At 70.7% G+C, this 20,236-nt stretch carries 19 protein-coding genes; 5 read left to right on the top strand and 14 right to left on the bottom strand.

Annotation, left to right across the window (positions count from 1 at the left end):
* The first annotated feature begins 3 nt into the window (after window positions 1-3).
* A complete protein-coding gene (gene guaD / locus ACT3TD_RS05570; protein ID WP_441579418.1) occupies window positions 4-1,281 on the top strand; it encodes a guanine deaminase in 1,278 nt (425 codons plus the stop codon).
* Between the two features lie 19 nt (window positions 1,282-1,300).
* Here the strand turns inward: guaD and ACT3TD_RS05565 are convergent, their stop codons facing one another.
* Window positions 1,301-2,296 (bottom strand): hypothetical protein, encoded by a 996-nt coding sequence (locus ACT3TD_RS05565; protein WP_444614914.1) that lies wholly within the window; start codon window positions 2,294-2,296, stop codon window positions 1,301-1,303.
* A 75-nt stretch (window positions 2,297-2,371) separates the two neighbouring features.
* On the opposite strand from ACT3TD_RS05565, the gene ACT3TD_RS05560 reads away from it, so the two are divergent.
* Window positions 2,372-3,439: an MBL fold metallo-hydrolase gene (locus tag ACT3TD_RS05560; RefSeq protein WP_441579416.1), complete on the top strand. Its 1,068-nt coding sequence runs from the start codon at window positions 2,372-2,374 to the stop codon at window positions 3,437-3,439.
* A gap of 6 nt (window positions 3,440-3,445) precedes the next feature.
* On the opposite strand, the gene ACT3TD_RS05555 is transcribed toward ACT3TD_RS05560, so the two are convergent.
* From ACT3TD_RS05555 to ACT3TD_RS05545, 3 genes are read right to left on the bottom strand one after another with little or no spacing between them, the layout of a single operon-like run.
* On the bottom strand, window positions 3,446-3,934 hold the full coding sequence (locus ACT3TD_RS05555; RefSeq protein ID WP_301442786.1) for a glutathione peroxidase: 489 nt from the start codon (window positions 3,932-3,934) through the stop codon (window positions 3,446-3,448).
* A 33-nt stretch (window positions 3,935-3,967) separates the two neighbouring features.
* Window positions 3,968-4,375 (bottom strand): hypothetical protein, encoded by a 408-nt coding sequence (locus tag ACT3TD_RS05550; protein WP_441579415.1) that lies wholly within the window; start codon window positions 4,373-4,375, stop codon window positions 3,968-3,970.
* 3 nt (window positions 4,376-4,378) lie between these two features.
* Window positions 4,379-4,933: a helix-turn-helix transcriptional regulator gene (locus tag ACT3TD_RS05545; protein ID WP_441579414.1), complete on the bottom strand. Its 555-nt coding sequence runs from the start codon at window positions 4,931-4,933 to the stop codon at window positions 4,379-4,381.
* A 145-nt stretch (window positions 4,934-5,078) separates the two neighbouring features.
* On the opposite strand from ACT3TD_RS05545, the gene ACT3TD_RS05540 reads away from it, so the two are divergent.
* The 3 genes from ACT3TD_RS05540 (at window position 5,079) to ACT3TD_RS05530 (ending at window position 8,192) form a co-directional block, all read left to right on the top strand.
* On the top strand, window positions 5,079-5,462 hold the full coding sequence (locus tag ACT3TD_RS05540; RefSeq protein ID WP_441579413.1) for a VOC family protein: 384 nt from the start codon (window positions 5,079-5,081) through the stop codon (window positions 5,460-5,462).
* A gap of 495 nt (window positions 5,463-5,957) precedes the next feature.
* The gene (locus tag ACT3TD_RS05535) at window positions 5,958-7,307 is read left to right on the top strand and encodes an MFS transporter (RefSeq protein ID WP_444614915.1); all 1,350 of its coding nucleotides are present in this window, start codon (window positions 5,958-5,960) and stop codon (window positions 7,305-7,307) included.
* 9 nt (window positions 7,308-7,316) lie between these two features.
* Window positions 7,317-8,192, top strand: a complete 876-nt coding sequence (locus ACT3TD_RS05530) for a helix-turn-helix domain-containing protein (RefSeq protein ID WP_441579411.1) — start codon at window positions 7,317-7,319, stop codon at window positions 8,190-8,192.
* A gap of 35 nt (window positions 8,193-8,227) precedes the next feature.
* On the opposite strand, the gene ACT3TD_RS05525 is transcribed toward ACT3TD_RS05530, so the two are convergent.
* The 10 genes from ACT3TD_RS05525 to ACT3TD_RS05480 form a co-directional block, all read right to left on the bottom strand.
* On the bottom strand, window positions 8,228-8,884 hold the full coding sequence (locus ACT3TD_RS05525) for a metallophosphoesterase family protein (RefSeq protein WP_444614916.1): 657 nt from the start codon (window positions 8,882-8,884) through the stop codon (window positions 8,228-8,230).
* Window positions 8,881-10,659 (bottom strand): ABC transporter permease, encoded by a 1,779-nt coding sequence (locus tag ACT3TD_RS05520; RefSeq protein ID WP_441579409.1) that lies wholly within the window; start codon window positions 10,657-10,659, stop codon window positions 8,881-8,883. Before ACT3TD_RS05520 ends, ACT3TD_RS05525 begins: the two co-directional genes overlap by 4 nt.
* A complete protein-coding gene (locus tag ACT3TD_RS05515) occupies window positions 10,656-11,729 on the bottom strand; it encodes an ABC transporter substrate-binding protein (protein WP_441579408.1) in 1,074 nt (357 codons plus the stop codon). Before ACT3TD_RS05515 ends, ACT3TD_RS05520 begins: the two co-directional genes overlap by 4 nt.
* 9 nt (window positions 11,730-11,738) lie before the next feature.
* Window positions 11,739-12,848, bottom strand: a complete 1,110-nt coding sequence (locus ACT3TD_RS05510; protein ID WP_441579407.1) for an ABC transporter ATP-binding protein — start codon at window positions 12,846-12,848, stop codon at window positions 11,739-11,741.
* The gene (locus tag ACT3TD_RS05505) at window positions 12,845-13,735 is read right to left on the bottom strand and encodes a hypothetical protein (RefSeq protein ID WP_441579406.1); all 891 of its coding nucleotides are present in this window, start codon (window positions 13,733-13,735) and stop codon (window positions 12,845-12,847) included. Before ACT3TD_RS05505 ends, ACT3TD_RS05510 begins: the two co-directional genes overlap by 4 nt.
* Window positions 13,736-13,819: 84 nt before the next feature.
* Window positions 13,820-14,185 carry a GtrA family protein gene (locus ACT3TD_RS05500; protein WP_441579405.1) on the bottom strand — a complete coding sequence of 122 codons (366 nt, stop codon included), beginning with the start codon at window positions 14,183-14,185 and terminating at the stop codon, window positions 13,820-13,822.
* A 212-nt stretch (window positions 14,186-14,397) separates the two neighbouring features.
* Window positions 14,398-15,927 carry an NAD(P)-binding domain-containing protein gene (locus ACT3TD_RS05495; protein WP_441579404.1) on the bottom strand — a complete coding sequence of 510 codons (1,530 nt, stop codon included), beginning with the start codon at window positions 15,925-15,927 and terminating at the stop codon, window positions 14,398-14,400.
* 144 nt (window positions 15,928-16,071) lie between these two features.
* Entirely contained in the window at window positions 16,072-17,130 is a 1,059-nt protein-coding gene (gene alc / locus ACT3TD_RS05490) for an allantoicase (RefSeq protein ID WP_441579403.1), read from the bottom strand.
* Window positions 17,131-17,147: 17 nt separating this feature from the next.
* Window positions 17,148-18,716 carry an allantoinase AllB gene (gene allB, locus ACT3TD_RS05485; RefSeq protein WP_441579402.1) on the bottom strand — a complete coding sequence of 523 codons (1,569 nt, stop codon included), beginning with the start codon at window positions 18,714-18,716 and terminating at the stop codon, window positions 17,148-17,150.
* Entirely contained in the window at window positions 18,713-20,056 is a 1,344-nt protein-coding gene (locus ACT3TD_RS05480) for a DUF6986 family protein (RefSeq protein ID WP_444614917.1), read from the bottom strand. The genes allB and ACT3TD_RS05480 overlap by 4 nt, the downstream gene beginning before the upstream one ends.
* Window positions 20,057-20,236: the final 180 nt, after the last annotated feature.

Here is a 20,236-nt window from a genome sequence, read left to right as displayed (position 1 = left end):
GCGGTGAACGCGCGCCCCACCGTCGTGCTCGGCCACGTCGTGACGCCGACGGCGGACGGCACCACGCTGGACGTCGCGTCCGGCGCGGTCGCCCACGCGGGCGGACGCATCCTCGACGTCGGCGCGGCCCGCGACGTCCTGCCGCGTCACCGCGGCGCGCTCGTCGAGGACCACGGCGACGCCCTGCTCGTCCCCGGTTTCGTCGACGCCCACGTGCACTTCCCGCAGGTCGGCATGATCGCCTCGCCGGGACTGCAGCTGCTCGGGTGGCTCGACAACTACACCTTCCCGGCCGAGGCCCGGTTCGCCGACGACGCCCACGCCGACGCCGTCGCGGACTTCTTCACCGACCAGCTCGTCGACAACGGGGTGACCACCGCCTGCGTGTACGCCACCGTGCACCCGGGCAGCGCGGAGGCGCTGTTCCGTCACGCGCGGCGCAGGAACCTGCGCGTCATCACCGGCAAGGTCTGCATGGACCGCAACGCCCCCGACGGCCTGCTCGACACCCCCGACTCCGCCGTGGCGGACAGCGCGGCACTGCTGGAGCGCTGGCACGGCGTGGGACGCCTCGAGTACGCCATCACCCCGCGGTTCGCGCCGACGTCCTCGGACGCGCAGCTCGCCGCGCTCGGCGAACTCGCCGCGTCCCACCCGGACGTGGTGGTGCAGACCCACCTGTCGGAGAACACCGGCGAGATCGACTGGGTGCGCTCCCTGTTCCCCGACGCGCTCGACTACACCGACGTCTACGACCGGGCCGGGCTGGTGCGCCGGCGTGCCGTGTTCGGCCACGGCGTACACCTGGGCGACCGCGAACTCACCCGGCTGGGGCAGGCGCAGGCCTCCGTGGCGCACTGCCCCACGTCGAACTTCTTCCTCGGCTCGGGCATGTTCGGCGTGACCCGGGCGCAGTCCTTCGAGGGCCTGCGCGTGGGGCTGGGCTCCGACGTCGGCGCGGGGACCAGCCTGTCGCCACTGGTCACGCTGGGTTCTGCCTATACCGCGTCGCGCATGCTGGACGCCCCGCTGGACGTCGCCGCGCTGCTGCGACTGGCCACGCTGGGCGGGGCGGAGGCCCTGGGCGTGGAGGCGTCCGTCGGGTCCCTGGAGACCGGGAAGGACGCCGACCTGGTCGTCCTCGACCCCTGCGCGGGCGCCAACTCCGACGTCCTGCGCCGACGCGCCGAGGCGGCCACCACCACCGACGAACTGCTCTTCGCCACGATGGTGCTCGGCGACGAGCGCGCCGTGGTCCGCACCGTCGTCGCCGGGGTGTGAGGGGTGGGGTCGGCGCCGGTCAGGACGGCAACGCCGAGTCGAAGACGCGGTTGAGGGTCTCGGCCTGGGGGAAGTCCAGGTGAGCGACACCGGGGAGGACCTCGAGTGTCACGTCCGACGCACCGTGGCCGCGGTACCAGGCTGCACCCTCCCGGGCGGCGGTGAGGGCGTCGAACCGGTCGTACCCGCGGGTGCCGTCGTCGAGGTCGCCGACGGACCACCGCAGCGGTACGTCACGGACGCCGGAGGACGGCCCGTCGGGCGCGTCCACCTCGTCGGGGGCGCCGCCGCCGGCCATCATCAGCGCACCTCCGGTGACGAGCCCGCGGGTGCGGCACAGGATCCCGTAGCTGATCATCTCGGCGCCGCCGGAGTAGCCGGACCACCAGATGTTGCCCGTGTCCAGGCCGGGATCGTCCCTCACCCGGTCCGCCACCAGCGCACTGAGCCAGTCGGTGTTGCTGTCGAGCCGGCGCCACCAGGTCGACCCACGACGATGGTCGGGGGTGCGCGGTGCGATGAGGACCATGTTGCGGGCGGCGGCGACCCGGGCGAGTTCAGCCAGGGTCGGTTCGGCGTCCGTGCCGCGGTCGAACTCGTCGGCACCGTCGCCGTGCAGGTGGATCAGCACGCCCTTCGGGGGCGTCCTGCCGCCGGTGCTGCTGCCGCTACTGCCGCTACTGCCTAAGCTGCCGAAACTGCTGCTGCCGCCGACGCTGCTGCCGCTGCTGCCGCTGCTGCCGCTGCTGCCGCTACTGCCAGCACCTGGGCTGGTGCTGCCGCCTGCGCAGTCGAAGGTGTAGACCTGGCTGCTCCTGCCGTCGTGGCGGAACTCGCTGACCTGCGGCGGGCAGGTGGCGGTGTCCGAACCGTCGCCCCGGTCACGCGGCAGGGCGGGGGCCACGATCCCGAACGCGACCCCGACCGTGACCCCGACGCCGACGGCCGCGAACGCCACGGCGGTGGCCCCTCGGGTCCACCATCCGTGCCGTCTCTGCGTGGGTTGTCTGCTCACACCACCAAGCCTAACCGTCCCGGGCGGACGGCCGGACGGTTCAGCCCGGCTGCGGTGCGGGTACGCTGACTGCACATGGCGACACGTTCAGACAGCCGCATCACCCCCGTCTTCCGCGCCCAGCACCAGGCCGCGACGGCCGGCAAGGTCCCCTCGCCGGTGCGCGTGAGCACCGTCGACGGGGAACTGTGGGTACGCGCGGTGCCGATGCCGGGCGCGGGCGTGATGAACAGCGTGCTGTCCACCGTCCACCTCGGCGACGGCGGCGTCACCGTCGTCGACCCGGGGTGGGCCGGCGGCAAGGCGCAGGACGCCGCGGCGAACGTCCTGCGCCCGCTGGACGCGTTCCTGCGCGAGCACGGCCGACGTCTCGAGGACGTCACCGACGTCGTCGTCACGCACGCGCACCCCGACCACGTCGGCGCGGCCGCGGAGATGCTGGGCGCCACCGGCGCGCGCTACCACCTCGGCGCGGTGGAGCAGCGCAGCGTCGACGCCGCACGCACCGGCACCTCGCAGGACGACTACGCCGTCGAGCACCACGCGGTCGGCGCGCCGGACGGCGTGCTGGAGAAGTTCCCCTTCTCGGAGAAGGAGCGGCGGCTGCCGCCGTTCATCCCGCGGCAGCGTCCGGACGTCCTGCTGCAGGACGGTGACCTGCTGCCCGACCACGGGGTGACCGGGGAACTGGGCTGGCGGGCGGTGCTCACACCCGGGCACACCCCAGGGCACCTGTGCTTCGCCGACGACGCCCGCGGACTGCTGATCGCCGCCGACCAGGTGCTGCCCGAGATCTTCCCCGGCATCGGCCTGGGGGTGGGCTCGCTGGGCGGCAACCCGGTGAAGGACTACCTGGCGTCCGTGGAACGCCTGGCGGAGTTCGACGACTACACCGTGATCCCCGGGCACGGGTTCTGCTTCACCGGGCTGGCCGAGCGGCGCGCGGAGACCACCGCGCACGTCATGGAACGTGCCGAGGAGGTGTCGCGTGTGCTCGAGTGGAACCCGGGCATCAGCGTGTGGCGTCTGGCGGGACGGCTCACCTGGAGCGGCGGCTGGGACTCGCTGGCGGACTCGCCGATGGTGTGGTCGGCCATCCGGCAGACGATGATGTACCGCGACCTGGTGCTGGAGAAGGCGTAGCTGCTCCTACAGCGCCGCCTCGACGGCGGCGACGACCTCGGGGGCGTCCGGCACGGTGGCGGGGCGGAAGCGGGCGAGCACCGCGCCGTCCTTGCCGACGAGGAACTTCTCGAAGTTCCACTCGACGTCGCCGGCCTTCCCGTCGGCGTCGGGGGTCGTGGTGAGCTCGGCGAAGAGCGGGTGGGCGTCCGGCCCGTTGACGTCGAGCTTCTCGGTCATCGGGAAGGTGACGCCGTACGTCGCCGAGCAGAACTCCGCGATCTCCTCGGCGCTGCCCGGCTCCTGGCCCATGAACTGGTTGCACGGCGCACCGACGACGGTCAGGCCGCGGTCCCGGTAGTCCTGCGCGAGCTTCTCCAGGGCGGTGTACTGCGGGGTCAGCCCGCACTTGGACGCCACGTTGACGACGAGCAGCGGGCCGTCGAACGCGGCGAGGTCGAGCTCGCCGCCGTCGAGGGCGCGGACGGGGATGGTCTTGATGTTCGTGGAAGCCATGTCCGCGAGGGTACTGCTGGCGGTGGGACGCCGTCACCCACTGTGACGGTCGAGCAGCGCCTTTGCCTGCGCCACCACCAGTGCCCGGGCTTCGGGAGGCTCGATGACCTGGACGGCGCTCCCGAACTGCAATAGCTGGCGGACGCCGCCTACCTCGGAGTATGCGACCGAGATCCGAACACTGCCATTGCCGGAGTTGTCCGGCTCGGTCACCTCGGTCAACCTCGACCCCAGGATTCTGCGGGCGATGTCCAGTCGGCTTCGCTCGAGGTCGGCGGTGACGATGATCTGCTCCCTGGGTTGTTCCAGCGCCTCTGACATGTCCGTCACCACCGAATCGAGAGTCTGCCCGGGGCGTAGCCGCCGTGGTTCATCGAGGACGGCCCACGACTCGAGCCTGCTCGTGGTGTAGAGGCGGGGAAAGCTGTTGCGGTCAGCCACGAGCTACCAACGGCCACCTCTGCCGAGTAGCCCGTAGGGGTCCACGATGCGATTCTCCGAGGTGTGCTCACCGCTTCGGCGGTACACGATGGACAGTCGTCGGGCTTTGCGGACATCATCCGCGAGAGCCGAGACATCGCCGTGGTCTGGACGTTCCGTGAACCACGGGTGATTGTCGATGGTGACTACCTCGGACAAGGACAGGGGGCCGAGGCGGTCTCGGGTGCGGGCCGTCCCCAGTTTTCCGAGTGCCGTGGCCGTCAGTGCAGCCACCCCAAGTTCTGCTGCACGGTCGACATCGAGTCCGGTAACCCGGAGGAGGTCCTTCTCCCTAGTGGAGAGACCGGAGACCGGGAACCGACCGCCGGGGAGGAGGGTGACCCCGCCGTACCGTCCTGGCTCGGTGACGATCGGCGCACCTACGTCCTGGAGCGTGACGAGATCCCGGTGGATCGTCCGGGGCGAGACGCCGAGGTCATCGGCAAGGCGAGCCACGGTGTTGTTTCCTGTCGACTTGAGGATGCTGATCAGGTCGAACAGCCGTTGGGGGCGGGACACTACTCATCCTTCCGCAGGGTGGTCGTGGACTGTATCGGGTGCCGGGACGAAACCCTGACATGTTCTGTCATGGTATCCGTTCATGCTGGGTTTCAGAGGCGAAGTGAACTGATGCCTCGTCAACTACGACCGAAAGGAAGCCACAATGTCAGAGCCCAACCCCTACACCTTCATTGTCTATGTCCGGGATGCCCAGGCATCGGCGAAGTTCTACGGAGACCTCCTCGACACGACCCCGGTATTCGACTCGCCGCGGTTCATCGCCTTCGAGTTGTCCCCAGGCGTTCAGCTTGCTGTGTGGAGCGGATCCGATGTCTACGGAAGCACCTTGCCTTCGGAATCGGCACTGCCTCGCACCAGCGAACTCTGTCTGTCGCTGGGTAGCGCAGCCGAGATTGACGCACGTTTCGTCGACTGGCGTGACCGTGGGGTCCAGATGGTCAAGGAGCCCTACGATGATGTTTTCGGGCGGACATTCGTCGCGGCAGACCCGGACGGGAACCTTATTCGGGTCGCTCCGGTGGACTGATGAGAGGTGGACCGTCCCGGAACACCCAGAAGTTCTGCAGCAGGAAGTTCAGCACCGTGGTCACACCCTGGGACAGGAACCAGGACCGAAAGAACACGCCGTATAGCCCGGCACTGCGTGGCGGATGACCAGGTCGACGACGACGGCGGCGGTGAAGCGCAGAACGTAGGTGACGGTGCTGACGGGGTCGACCCCGCGCCGCGTGCCGGATCCGGGGTCCCCGTGCCACGGATCGACCGAATCGTGCACGCGGCGCGGGGGCACGAGGATCACAACGTTCCTCAACGGACTCTGAGAAATGAGCGTGGCCAGGGCGTCCGCACGGCATCGATGTCCGGGGAATCATCGGTTGCCGGTCTGTGCCGGGCGGGGATGTCATGGGTGCAGAAACTGCCCCGACGGGTGCGGACACCGCTTCCGCTTCCTCGTCCCTGAATCGGAATCCGGAGTGACACTGTGTCTGCGACGACCCCTCAGAACCCACGGAGTGACGCGGTGCCCGGGCTCTCCACCGGCACCACCGTGGTGATGCTCCTGGCCTCGATCCTTCCGTTGATCGATTCGAGCCTGGTCAACGTCCTCCTCCCGTCCATCAGCTCATCCCTCGGGGTGCCTGAGGACTCCGTGCAGCTCGGCATCTCCGGCTACATGCTCGCCGCGACGGGCGGCATCATCCTGTCGACGACCTGTCTACGACGCTTCGGCTCACGGCAGGTCTGGTTCGTCGCGGTGGCCGGGTTCGCGGTCGGCTCCGCACTCGTCGGATTCGCGACGAGTCTCCCCGTCTTCGTCGCGGCCCGCGTCGTGCAGGGCGCGGCCTGTGGGTTCATCATGCCGGCCGTCCAGCAGCTCACCGCGGAGATCGTCGGACGCCAGGGGATGCGGGCCGCGTTGGCGACGCTGGGTCTCCCCGCCGTCGTCGCACCGGCGCTCGGGCCGCTGCTCGGCGGCGTCCTGGTGGACGCCGTCGGCTGGCGCGTCCTGTTCCTCGTCAACGTGCCGGTCGCCGCGGCGGCCGCGCTCATCGCGGTGAGCGTCCTGCCGCGCACCCGGGGCGTCCGGACCCGACTGGGGATCGCCCAGGCGGCCCAGGCGGTGCCGGCACTTCTCGGGATGGTCGGGTTGTTGTGGGTCGTGAGCAGCGCGCCGACCCTGCCGACGTGGGGCGTCGTCGCGGCATCGTGCCTCGCCGTCGCTCTCATCGCGGTGTTCTGCGTCCTGGACCTGCGCGCGGGGACGCCGTTGCTGGACGTGTCGTTGTACCGTCGTGCCTCCTTCGCCACGGTGATGGGGCTCTGCCTGGTTGTGGGGGCGGTGTTCTACGGGACGTTGCTGTCCACGTCCCTGCACGTGCAGGGCGATCTCGGTCAACCTGCCTGGATGGCCGGGGTGCTCCTCGGCGTGCAGGGCCTCGGTGCCTGGGTGGTGCGGAGCCTGATCAGGGGGCCGTGGAAGTCGGCCAACGCCTTCGGCGTCATCGCCGTCGGGCTGCTGGTTGCGGCGGCGGGGACGTTGGGGGTCCAGGCGATCACCACCTGGGACGCTGCGGCGTTCGGCGTGGCCGTGAGCTGTTCCCTCGTTCGTGGGCTGGGCCTCGGGGCCTGCACGTTGCTGGCGCTCTCTGCCGCGTACGAGGTGGTCACGGACGATCAGGCGCCGGCGGTCGGCGCGCACTCCAGGCTGATGCTGCAGCTCGGCGGGGCCCTCGGCACTGCTCTCGTCGGGGTGTGGTCGGGCTCGGCGGTCGGGCTCGGCGTGGCGGTGGCGGTCGTCGCGGTACTCGGGGCGTCCGGAGCCACCGTGCTCGTGGAGAGACGGCGGACGGCAGGGGTACCGACACCGTAATCTGGGCGCATGGATGACGCGGTGATGTTCGGACGTCGACTGCGGCACGCCCGTACCGACCGCGGGGTGTCACAGGCGGGGCTGGCGTCCGGGATCTGCTCGACGAGCGCGGTGTCGCGCTGGGAGGACGGCCAGAGCGTCCCGCCCGCCGATATCATCGCTGACCTGGCTGAACGGCTGGGCCTGGGTGTCAGCGTCCTCACCGGCCGGGGCTTCGACTCCCGCCTCGCGGAATCCCCGGACGGCTTCGACGCCCTGGTGACGGTCGCCTTCGGATCATCACCGTGTGACGCCACCTCGCCGATGTCCGCCTGGATCTCACGGGCGCGACTGGCACTGGACACCGCCGACCCGTGGACGGAGGGAGACCCACGACCTGTTGTCGATGACCTGCAGGTTGATCCGCTCACGGCGACGACACCGGCGGCCCTGGAGATCGTCGAACTGCTGGACGCGCTGGCCCATGTCGCAGCAGACCCGACCGCCCGGACGGTGGACACGCTGGTCGCGACCCTGACGTGGACGCAGGACGCCCCGGGGATCTTCCGGCGTACGGCGATGGAGACGGTGGTGGCAGTTCTCCTCCTCGCGGAGATGCCGATCGCCGCCCGCGGAGCGGTGGCCCGGGTGTCGCCGGCCTCCATCACGGAGACGACGCGACTCCTGCTGACCTGGGATGACGGAGGCTCCGCGGAGGACGGGACGCCTCTGCCGGCGGTGCACGCCCGGCGAACGGCGCGGGACGTCGCCTTCTCCGTCCTGCATCGCTCGATGAACGCAGGGCGCCCGGATCCCGGGATCGTCGATGCGGTGGTGGCGTCCTGCCCCGGCGACGGGCTCGTCGCCGAGTGGGTTGAGGCGCGCTCGGCACCTGATGGGCGGTGACCACGGGGCCGACCCCGCGCCACCGACCAGACGGCCTACGTCGGGCCGAGCTCCAGGACCTCGACGCGTCCCATCCCCACCCAGCCGACGGAGTCGGAGACCATGCGCGGCTGGTGGACGTGGGCCAGGACCCACCGGTCGTAGCGGCGTGACTGCAGTTCGGCGAGGGTGGTCGGCAGGCACGGTTTGCGGCTGAACTCCCCGGTGAGGCTGGTGTGCAGTACTCCCAGGTGCACCTCGCCGTCTGCGCCGTCCGCGCCGCTGCCGCCGCCCCCGGCGATGGGGAAGCACTCGACGATCCGCCGCGGGTCGGGGTCGTCGGCGACGGAGACCGTGTGCACGGTCAGCCCGCCGACACGCATCTCGGACGGCCCCTCGGCGGGGGCGACGGTGAGCCCGTCGATGTGGGGCAGGCGTCGGGGAAGGTCGGCGGCGACGTCGTGGTTCCCCCAGGTCACCAGGACGGGGACTCCGGTGGCGACGGCGGCGCGCAGGAACGTCTCGGCGTCGGCGACGACCTCGTCGGTGGCGTAACCGCGGTCCACGAGGTCCCCGGCGAAGACCAGGAGGTCCGCGCCGCCGCGCTCGGCGTCCTGCAGCGCCGAGAGCGACGAGAGCGCCGAGAGTGCCCACGGGAGTCCGGGGGCGGTGGGAAGTCCCAGGTGCAGGTCGGCCAGGGCCGCGACGATCACGAGGCAGCCTCCCCGGTGGGACGCGGCGTGGTGCGTCGGGCCAGCCAGGTCTGCACGACCAGCAGGACGACGGTGGAGCTGAACACGCCGATCAGCGTCATCGCCATGGCCTCGGTGCGGTGGCCCTGGTCGAACTGGCCCATGATCCAGGGCGACAGCAGCGTCATGTCACTCGGCCGGATCAGCGAGGCCATGACCAGCTCCCGGATCCCGGTGAGGAAGGCGAGCAGCCACCCGGCCACGAGCCCCGGGACGAGCAGTGGCACGGTGATGCGCCGGAAGGACAGCCAGGAGGACGCCCCGGCCACCGTCGCCGCCTCGAAGACGGCGGGGGAGACCGCCTGGGCGGAGGTCTTGATGTTCTGCACCGCCATCGGCAGGAACAGCGCGGTGTAGCCCAGCACCAGGATCCAGGGGGTGTTGTACGGCGTCCACGGCAGCCACCGGGCGTTCCACAGGAAGATGAACCCGATGGCCAGCACGATGGCCGGCACCGTCTCCGGGGAGACGGCGAGGAAGTCCGTCACCCGCGACCGCAGCCGGCCGGACGTGGCGTCCTGCGTGCCTGTCGGCGTCCCGCGCAGGGCCGTCACCAGCGTGACGGCGAGGGCCAGCAGGACGGCGGACGTGGCGCCGACCGCGCCGAGGAGCGCGGACGTCGTCAGCGCCTCCCGCGCCTGGTCGCTGGACAGCACGATGGCGAAGTAGTCCAGGGTGAGGTTGTCCGGGGTCGGTGGCCTGGAGCGCAGGATCGTCGTGGCGCCGAGGATGATCGACACGTACGGTACGACCACCGACACGAGCGCCACGACCCCGATCCACGCCCACCCCAGGGCCAGGACGCTGCCGCGCAGCGTCAGGGAGACGGGACGTCCCGTCCGGCCGTCGGCGCGTGCGTCGCGGGAGAACCACTGCTGGACGCACCACACGCTGATACCCAGGGTGAACAGCAGCGCCGCGCCGACGGAGGCGGAGGAGAAGTCGAGCGGGTCGATCGTCACGTCCCGGTGGATACGGGACACGAGGACCGGGTAGCCGATGGCGTTGCCGAGGGTGACCGGGGTGCCGAACTCGCCCGCCGCACGGACGAAGAGGATCAGGGCGCCCAGCGACCACGGGCCCACGACCTGCGGCAGTACGACCCGGGCGAGGATGCGCCAGCGCGACGCACCGGTCACCGACGCCATCTCCACCGAGGACGCGGGGATCGCGTCGAGGCAGGTCCGCAGCAGCAGGTAGAGGAAGGGGAAGAGCTCGCAGGACATGATCAGGGCCATGCCCCACACGGAGTTCACCGTGCCGCGGACCGCGCCGCCGACGACGGAGCCGAAGAGCATGTCGGCGACGCCGCCCAGCCGGGTGACGTCCATCCACGCCATCGCGGCGACGAAGGGCGGGGTCATGAACGGCACCATCACCAGCAGGTCGATCCACCGGTGCCGACGCAGCTGCGTCCAGCTCGTGAGGAAGGCCAGCGGTGCGGCGAGGACGGTGGAGAACATAACGACCAGCACCGACAGCCACACGGTGTTGCCGAGGATCCTCGGCAGGTCGCCGTCGCCGAGATCGCCGAGCGCAGAGGGGGAGTCGCCGTAGCCGGTGAGGGCGGTGAGCAGCACCATCGCCAGCGGGGCGGCGAGGACGACCAGCAGGACGAGCAGGACGGCGGTGGGGCCCGCCGGCACCGTCCAGCGACGGGGACGGTGGCGGGAACGCGGCGCCGGAACGTCCTGCCTGGCGTCCTGCCCCGCCGGACGCCGCAGCAGGTCGGTCACGACAGGTACCGGGAGACGAACTCCTCCGAGACCGCGGAGGACTTCTCGGCGAGACCGTCGAGGTCGTCGGTGAGCAGCTCGGTGGAGTCGTAGTCGGTCGCGTCGGCGGCGTCGGTGTCGGCGTCGGCGGGGATCATGTGGTTGTCGGCGCTGATGGCCTGGCCCTCCGGGGAGAACATGAAGTCCACGAACGCTTGGGCGGCGTCCTTGTTGCCGGACTGGTCGGAGACCAGCACCGGGCGCGGGGTGACGGTGGTGCCGGACGCCGGGAGGACGACGTCCAGCGGCTCACCCTTGTCCATGGCCGAGCGGGCGGAGTAGTCGACGCCGCCGAAGACGACGGCCTTCGACCCCGAGGTGACGGCGTCCAGCGCCGGGCCGTTCGCCCCCTGGACCTCCATGCCGTTGTCGAAGAGCTTGTCGAAGAGGGCCCAGGTGTCCTCCTCACCCCACTTGTCGACCATGGCGGTGACGAGGTCGGCGGCGGTGCCGGACTCGCGCGGGTCGGGCATGATGACCTTGTCCTTGAAGGTGGCGTCGGTGAGGTCCTCCCAGTCGGACGGGGACCCGGCGCCGCCCAGGGCCTCGGTGTTCACCACGAGTGCGAGGGCGGAACCGTCACGTCCGGTGAAGTCGCCGGTGGACGAGGCCCAGCCTTCGCGCAGGTCGCCGCCGGTCTCCGGGGTGTACTGCTCGAAGGCGCCGGTGTCGGCCTGCTTGAGCGCGGCGGACCAGGACGCGAGGTACACCAGGTCGGCCTGCGGGTTGTCGGCCTCGGCCGTGAGCTTCGCGGTGATCTTCCCGGTCTCGCCGGAGAAGACGTCCACGTCCACGTCCGTCCTGTCCTCGAATGCGGCGACGAGCTCGTCGGTCAGGCCCTGGGGGTTCGCGGAGTAGTAGGTCAGCGAACCGGAGAGCCCCTCGGGGGCCGACCACTCCTCGACCTCCCCGGCGCTGCCGGAACCGCTTCCGGACGCGCTGCCGGAGTCGTCGACGGAGCCGCAGGCGGTGAGCGCCGCGGTGACGCCCACGGTGGCGGAGAGGAGGAGAGCGGAGGTGCGGATGTTCACGGGGGTCCTTTACTTGGAGTGGGTGTTCGGGTTCGGCGGGGTCAGCAGGCTGATGCCGGAACCGGGGAGGTGCTCGACGTCGTCGTAGACGAGCCACGGGCGGGACGCACCGTCGACGGCGCAGCGCAGGTCGTAGCGTCCGCCGACGTAGCGGCAGGTCTCCACACGGGCCTCGATCCGAGGCGTTCCGGGGAGGTCTGTGCCGGTGGCGGTGTCGGTGGCGACGCGGACCTGTTCCGGACGCAGCGCCAGGTCACCGCGACGGTTCATGGTGCCGACGAAGTCGGCGACGAACTCGTCCGCCGGGTTCTCGTAGATCTCGGCGGGGCGGTCGAACTGGGCGACCTCGCCGTTGTTGAGCACCAGGACGCGGTCGGCCATCGACATGGCCTCCTCCTGGTCGTGCGTGACGTACAGGACGGTCAGCCCGAGACGCCCGCTGAGCTCGGTGATCCCCCGGCGGATCTGGGAGCGCAGCACCGCGTCCAACGCGGACAGCGGCTCGTCCATGAGCAGCAGCGAGGGACGGCTGATGATCGCCCGGGCGATGGCGACACGTTGCTGCTGGCCACCGGAGAGCTGCTGGGGACGCTGGTCCGCCTTGGCGGCCAGGCCCACGGTCTCCAGCGCCTCGGCGACTCGCGCCCGACGGTCCGCGGCGGAGACCCGGGGCGCGCCGGGGACGCGCACGGTGAGCGGGAAGCCCACGTTGTCGGCGACGCTCATGTGCGGCCACAGGGCGAGGTCCTGGAAGACCATCGACAGGCCGCGGCGGGAGGGGGAGAGGGTCCGAACCCGGGTGCCGGTGGCATCGAAGACGTCCCGCTCGTTGATGCGGATCCGGCCGGTCAGCGGTGTCTCCAGCCCCGCCACGCACCGCAGCAGGGTCGACTTCCCGCAACCGGAGGGGCCGAGGACGCTGATGAACTCGCCACGCCGGACGCTGATGTCGGTGGGACGCAGCCCCGTGCCGTCGGCGAAGAGCCGGGACACGTTCTCGAGGGAGACCATGGGGGAGTCGTCGCGGGTGCCGGGCTCGTTGTCGGGCCCGGTCTCAGGGCCGGTTTCAGGTCCGGGCATCGCGCGCAGGTGCCGGGCGTCGGTACGGACGGACGTCACAGGGCACCGTCGAGGATCAGCCCGGTCTTGAAGGCGTCGCCGTGGCGGAGGATCCCGCGGTCGTCCAGTGCGGAGGTGAGGGAGTCGCGGATGTCGACGGCCTCTTCCCTTTCGTCGGTCTCGGAGGTGATCTCGACGAAGTAGCCGCCCGACATCGCGGTGACCTCCAGGTCGGCGTCGACGGTGCCGTCCTCGGTGGGGACGCTGACGTTCCAGCTGCGCTGGGTGACCACCTGCGAGGCGGTGGCGTCGCTGCCGGCGAGATCGGTGCCGGTGGCCGTCGTGAACTTCCCGGGGAGCTTGTCGTCCAGGAGGCCCACGACATCGTCGGACGAGGGGATGGCACAGTCGTCGGTGAGGCAGTCGGCGGACTTCTTGTTGCTGAAGTCCAGGGTGCTGGTGGTGTAGCTGGCGTTGACCTGGGGACTGTAGTTCGAGTCCGAGCTGTCGAAGTTGTTGTCCTTCGCGGCGGCGAGGGCGTCGTCGACGGACTGCGCGGACAGTGAGTTGTCGTCGAGCGGGGCCCGGTACTTGTAGGTCAGGTCGTAGCCGTCGGCGCCGGCCTTGTGGCGCAGCCGCAGCGACCAGCCCTTGTCGGCGAAGTCCGTGCCAGGGGTGTCCACGTAGACGCTCTGCTCGACGGAGCCGCCTGAGGCGTTCTCGCCGCTGAGACCGAAGTAGTCGGCGGCGTCACCGGTCAGCTCGCCGGAGGAGTCGAGGATGCCGTCGTCCAGCCGGAGCTTGACCTGGTACTCGTCGACCGTGGCGGGCTGCGCGGCGCTGGCCTGGGGAATCACGACGCCGGAGAACGCGAGGAGGAGTGCACCGGTGAGACCCGCCATGCCGAGAGCGCGGGACGGGGCTGGAGAGGAAGTTACCTTGTTCACGCGCGGGAACTTTACGAGCGCAAGGTGGACGCGACGTGAATCCACGGCCAACGTGGCACGGCGGTCCGGGGTACGTCTGGAGAACTACGTCCGGGGTGGTGACGTCCTGCGGAACACCCAGAAGTTCTGCAGCAGGAAGTTCAGCACCGTGGCCACACCCTGGGACACGAACCAGGACCAGAAGAACACGTTCGGCAGCTCAGGGGCGAGGACGCCTACGAGATGGTCCACGAGCACCGCCGCGCTGAAGCACAGAAGGTAGGAGGCGGCGGCCCGGGTCTTCTCCGCCCGGGTGCGTTCACCGTTGAAGGTGACGTGACTGTTCAGGTAGTAGGCGACGGTGCTGCCGACGATGTAGCTGCCTGCCCGGGCGAGGGGCTCGGGGACTCCCAATGCGTAGAGCAGGGCCTTGGTCGAGAAGTCGACGATGGCACCGACGACGCCGACCATGCCGAAGCGAAGGATCTTCCGGAACAGGGCGGCCTCCGGTGAGGGTCTCGGGGGAGTGGGGCGCAGAACCGGTTCACGGTAGCAGCCGGTGATTATGGGGCCGACCCCGCGTCACGTGCCGGATCCGGAGTCCCCGTGCCACGGATCGACCGGATCCGGCACGTGGCGCGGGGTCCGGTGGGTAAGGCTGGTTCTACCGCGTCAGTACCGCGTCAGTACCGGGGCGCCTGGGCGAACCAGACCTCGCCCTCACGGTGGCGCCCCACGTTGCCGACCTCCTGGTGCTCGAAGGAGGTGAAGTCGGCGAAGAAGTCCGACCAGTTCTCCTTCGTGATGTCGGTGGCGATGCGGCTGCTCATCCGTGTCAGACCCGCGTAGATGCCGGACAGCTGGTTGCCGGCGACGCCGTGGGAGGCGCGCGCACCGGTGGACAGGTGGAAGAGGCGCGACACGTAGGACGATTCGCCGTTCCCGGCTCCGTCGCCACCGTCCTTCGCCTGGAACTGGAAGCCGTCGCCCAGGTACGGGCACTGGCCCAGCGGGTGGTCCTCGGCGGGGCCGAACCGGTCGGACCACAGGGCGATGTCGGGCAGGAACTCGCCGAGCTCGGGACGCAGCCCCAGGTCCACGGTGTACCCGGTCGCCGAGATCACGTAGTCGCCGACGTGTTCGGTGCCCTTGTCGTCGGTGACCACGACCTCGCCGTCGCGGACCCCGGCGTCCGCCCAGCGGGTGTCGGTGGACAGGTGGAAGTTGTCGTGGGAGAAGGCGCGCCACACCGAGGGCTGCGTCGGCGGCTGCGGGAGACCACCGTTGAACAGGGAGAACTCCCACTTCTGCTCGTCGGTGAGGTCGTAGAAGTGCTCCTGCATGCCGGGGAACTCCATCCAGCGCAGCGAGTTCTGCCGCGGGATGTCCGCGCGGCGCACGTGCATCTCCACGCTCGCGGCACCGGCCTCCAGGGCGGCGGAGGCGTTGTCGAAGCCGCTGGCACCGCCACCGAGCACGATCACGCGCTTGCCCTGCAGGGCGGTGAAGTCGATGTCGTCCTCGGTGTGGGCGCGCAGGTTCTCCGGCAGGGCGTCGACGAGCGGCGGCAGGAAGGTTCCGCCGCCACCGACGAGGCCCATGGCGAAGACGATGCGTCGGGTGCGGTACTCGACCGGCGTCCCGTCCTGCGTGGCGGTGACGTGGAAGCACCCGTCGGCGTCCGGCCGGGTCACCCCGGTGATGCGGGTGCCGAAGTCGACGTCCGCGCCGGTCACGCCGCGGTACCAGGTGAGGTACTCGTTCCAGTCCTCACGCGGGGTGAGGTCGGTGGCGGCCCAGGCCTCCACGCCGTACTTGGCCTCGAACCAGCGTCCGGTGTGCAGCGAGGGGATGTCGAGCTCGATGCCCTTCATGTTCTTCGGGCTGCGCAGCGTGTGCATGCGGGCGTAGCGGGTCCAGCAGCCGACCTCCTGCTCGGGGCCGGCCTCGATGACCTTCACCCCGCCGATGCGGTGGCGCGACAGGGCGAACGCGGCGCCGAGTCCGGCCTGGCCGCCGCCGATGACCAGCACGTTGTAGGCGTCCTCGGCGGGGGCGGGGACCCAGTCGTGGTTGTGGCCGATCAGGGCCATGTCGGCGCGGGCCTGCGCGGCGAGGGCGTCCAGGTTGGCCTGGGCGACGTCGGCGGGCAGGGGCTCCGGGCGGTGTCGCTCGGGCAGGGTGGTGTCGTTGCGGGGGATCACGCGTGTCATCGCGAGCTCGGCTCCGTTCTCGTCATCGGCGCCTGGGGGGCAGGCGGCCGTCCGAAGGGGAATTGTAGGGGTGCACTGTTTCGGGCGGGTTTCGCACCGGAGGCGGCGGGGACGCGGCGCGCAGTGCGCCGCAGGAGAGGTCGTCTACCAGCGGCTCTCGATGTCGAGCTGGCCCTCGTCGGTGAGCTCGCCCCACACGCGCAGGCGGGAGATGCCGCCGTCGGGGTACACGTCGGCGCGCACGGCGACGATCGGGGTGGGCCCGGTGGTGCCCTCGGCGGCGTCCGAGACGGCGAAGCGGTGGCGGGTGTCCGGCAGCACGCGGGTCTTGGCGACGAGTTCGAACTCGGAGCCGTCGGCGGTGATGCCGGTGAGCTTCACGTCGCCGGGGGCGTTGAAGACGAAGTAGGACGTGTCGAACTCGATCCAGCGCACGCGGCCCTCCCCGGCGAGCTGCACGGTGACGGAGTCGTTGCCGGCGTCGCGGCGTCGGGCGTTCTCCCAGCCGCCGCCCATGTTGTGCGCGCGTCCCAGGGAGATGATCTGGTTGGGGTGCGAGTAGAACATGTTGGTGCACTCGGTGACGCGCCCGCCGTTCTCCACGGCGGCCAGGTCGATGGTGCCGGTGATGAAGCGGGGGTCCGGGGCGGGCTGGCCGTGGACGCGCAGGCGGGCGATGCCGCCGTCGGGGATCATCTCCAGCTTCACGTGGGTGACGCGCCTGGCGGCGGCGTCGCCGGCGGGGAAGATCTCCACGTGGTGCTTGTGGTCGCCGGCGGCGTCCATCGGGGCGACGAGGGTAAACCACCGGTCGTCGGGCAGGGCGGCGAGCTCCTCGCCGGAGAGGTACTCGTCGCAGGTCAGGCCGTGCACGGCGAAGCGGGGCGGGTAGTTGCCCTTGAACCAGGCGGTGTCGACGACGACACCCTTGACCTGGCCGGGGACGCCGAGGCGCACGATGGCGGCGTCGTTGGAGCCCACCTCGTCGTGGCGGCGGCGCCGGGTCTCCCACCCGTCGTAGACCTTGCCCTTGTTGCCGAACTCGTCCGGGTCGAAGGCGGGCTCGTGCGGCATGATGAGGTTCTCACGCTCGGCGAAGGACTCGTCGGACGCCCACACCACCGAGCCGGCGAGGGCGCGGCTGGCGAGGTCGGGGTAGGAGAGGAAGTCGTGCTGCTCGTTCTGATCGTGCTGCTCGTTCATCGGGATCCTGATTCTCTTTAAGCGGTGGGGCGGAGGGTGAAGGGGCGCACGGCGGCGGGGAAGACCACGTCGTCCTGCAGGTCGGACGCCGGGACGTGCGCGGTGGCGGGACGGACGTAGACCGGCTCTCCGCCGATCCACGTGCGCGTGACCACGCCGGCCAGGGCGCGCTGGGCGTAGGCGGTGACCTTGTTGCGCTGGTGCAGTTCGTCGGGCAGGACGACGAAGGCGTCGTCGGCGCTGACGGTGGCCAGGTCGGCGCGGCGTCCCTCCTGGATCGCGCCGCGGTCGGCGAGCCCGGCCCATTCGGCGGGGGCCTGGCACATCCAGCCGATGACGTCGGCCAGGGCCAGTCCACGCAGGCGCGCCTGGGACCACACGACCGGCAGGCCCAGCTGGACGGAGCCGATGCCGCCCCAGGCCTCACCGAAGGAGCCGCCGGAGCCGCGCCCGTCGGCGCCGCCGGCACCGAGGTCGTTGCCGGTGGCGGCGAGCGCGGAGAAGGCGGTGAGTTCGTTGTTCTCGTTGGCGGACGCCTGGGTGTCGGCGACCTGGGCGAACTTCTTCAGTTCGGCGGTGCAGGGGGAGTGGTCGGAGACGACGGTGGAGATCACGCCGTCCACCAGGCCCTTCCACAGGCGTTCGCGGTTGCCGGCGGTGCGTACCGGCGGGCAGCACTTGTACTGGGTCGCGCCGTTCTGGATCTCCTCGGAGAACAGGGCGAGGTAGTGCGGGCAGGTCTCGGCGGTGATGCGCACGCCGCGGTCGCGTGCGGCGGCGATCTGGTCGATCGAGCCGGAGTCCGACAGGTGCAGGATGTGCGCTCGGCAGCCGGTGGCCTCGGCGGCCTCGATGACGGTGGCGATGGCCTTCGCCTCGGCCGAGGACGGGCGCGACGCCAGGAAGCTGTCGAAGGTCTCGTCGATGCCGCCTGCGGCGTCCGCCTTCGCCTCACCGGCGGCGATCTCGTCGGCGTCCTCGGCGTGGACGATGAGCAGGCCGTCGAACTCGGCGATCTCGGTCATCGCCTGGTGCAGCTGGGCGGGCGACAACGGCTGGAACTCGTCGACGCCGGAGTGCAGCAGGAAGCACTTGAAGCCGAACACGCCGCGGTCCCACAGGGCGCGCAGTTCGCCGGTGCCGATGTTCTCCGGCACCGCCCCGCCCCAGAAGCCCACGTTGACCTTGGTCTTCGGCGCGGCGACGTCCTGCTTGGTGTCGAGGGCGTCCACGGTGACGGTGGAGGGGACCGAATTCAGCGGCATGTCCAGCAGCGTGGTCACCCCGCCGGCCGCGGCGGCGCGGGTGACGGAGGCGAAGCCCTCCCACTCGGTGCGTCCGGGCTCGTTGACGTGCACGTGGGTGTCCACGAGGCCGGGGATGAGCACCTGGTCGTCGGGGACGTCGACCACGGTGGCGTCGGTGTAGTCGTACTCGCCGGGCACCTCGGCGTCCCGGCCGTCGAGCACGGCGACGATGTTCTCGTCGGCGACCAGCACGGTCGCCGGCGCCTGCACGGGTGTGCGATCGTCCCCGGGCAGGACCACGGCGTGCTCGGCGCGGTAGATGGTGGTGATGATGGTCATGGGGTTACTCCTTGAAGTCGGCCGCTCACCTGGAGGGTACGTAACTGCGTGTCGTCGAGGCCGGTGACCTCCAGTTCGGCGTCGGTGACCGCGCCGCAGGCCCGCGCGCGCACCAGGTAGCCGGCCATGGCCTTGGCGGTGGCGGGTTCGTCCATCCAGCGGCTCGTGTCGCCGGCGACGTAGGCGCGCAGGCGTTCCGCGCTGACCCGCCAGTCGGCGCGGAAGTAGGCGATGGTGGTCAGGTGGCGGGTGACGAGCTGGCTGGCGTGCAGGTCCCAGCCCTGCCGGACGCCACGGCGCAGGTGGCGTCCCACCAGGTCGTGGTGGATGCGCCAGCCCTCGAGGATCTCGGTGGCGGTGCCGACGGGGATGCGGTTGGTGGAGCCGTCGGACAGCTCCACGCCGACGGCGGTGGTCGCGACCTGCAGGACGTCCTTGGCGTGGTCGGCGACCGGGTGCTCCATGGACTGCTCGGCGGCGTCCACGCCCAACGACGCGGAGTAGTCGTAGGTGCCGTAGTGCAGGGACAGGACGCGGCCCGCGCCGGCGGCGATGAGGCGGGCGGGTTCGGCGGCACCGTCGGCGGCGAGGATCGCCTGCGGGGTCTCGACCTGCACCTCGAAGGGGATCTCGGGGACGTCGAGGGCGCGCTCCAGGGCCTGGAGCACCTCGACGAACACCTCGACCTGGCGGTGGTGCTGCACCTTCGGCAGGGTCAGACGCAGCGCGCGTCGGTCGCGTTCGAGCACCCGGGCCAGCACGCCGTCGCGGGCCAGGCCCTGCAGCACGATGGTCAGCGTGCGCAGACCACGATCACGCACGGCGGGGTCGAAGGACTTGAACCGGATCCCGGCGAAGGCCGGTGCGCCGGCTGTAGAACCACCAGAACCGCCACCGAGCCAGGACGCCAGGACGTCGGCGGCGCGCGCCGCCAGTGCGTCCTCGTCGGCGTCCCGGGCGTCCTGCGGGACGCCTCGCTGGGTGAAACCGTCCTCGAAGTCGATGCGCAGGTCCTCGACCGGTTCGCGGTGCAGCTTGTCGAGGGTCAGTTCGCCGACGGTCTCGGCGTGCTCGGCGGCGACGCCGAGGTCGCGGGCCAGCGCGGCGGCACCGCCGTGCGCCGTGACGGCGTCCAGTGCGTCCTGCGCCCAGCGCTGCGGCAGGGCAGTGCCTGAAGTGCTGTCCCCCACGATGAGGTGCGCGGGCACGTAGACGGTGTGCACGGGCTGGCGCCAGGTGACCGGGGTGGCCCAGGGGCCGGTGACCAGGGGGTCGACCTCGGCGAGGCGGTCGTCGGCGAGGGTGGTGATCCCGGTCAGGACGTCGGGATCGGCGGGCACGGGCACAGGTACTCCTAGCTCGGGGAGGTGCGGACGTCACAGGATGTTACGTCATCGTCCGGACCTCTGACGGGGATACCGGGAACGTCCCTGGTGAGCCGCCTCACAGGAGTTGTAACTGTAACGTACGTTCGGTACAGTTCCGGGTCTCAGACATAACAAACGCAGGAGGTAAGGAAA

The sequence above is a fragment of the Corynebacterium sp. AOP36-E1-14 genome (assembly GCF_052377495.1).
Classification (GTDB): Bacteria; Actinomycetota; Actinomycetes; order Mycobacteriales; family Mycobacteriaceae; genus Corynebacterium.
This window is presented reverse-complemented; position numbering and strand designations above follow the sequence as displayed.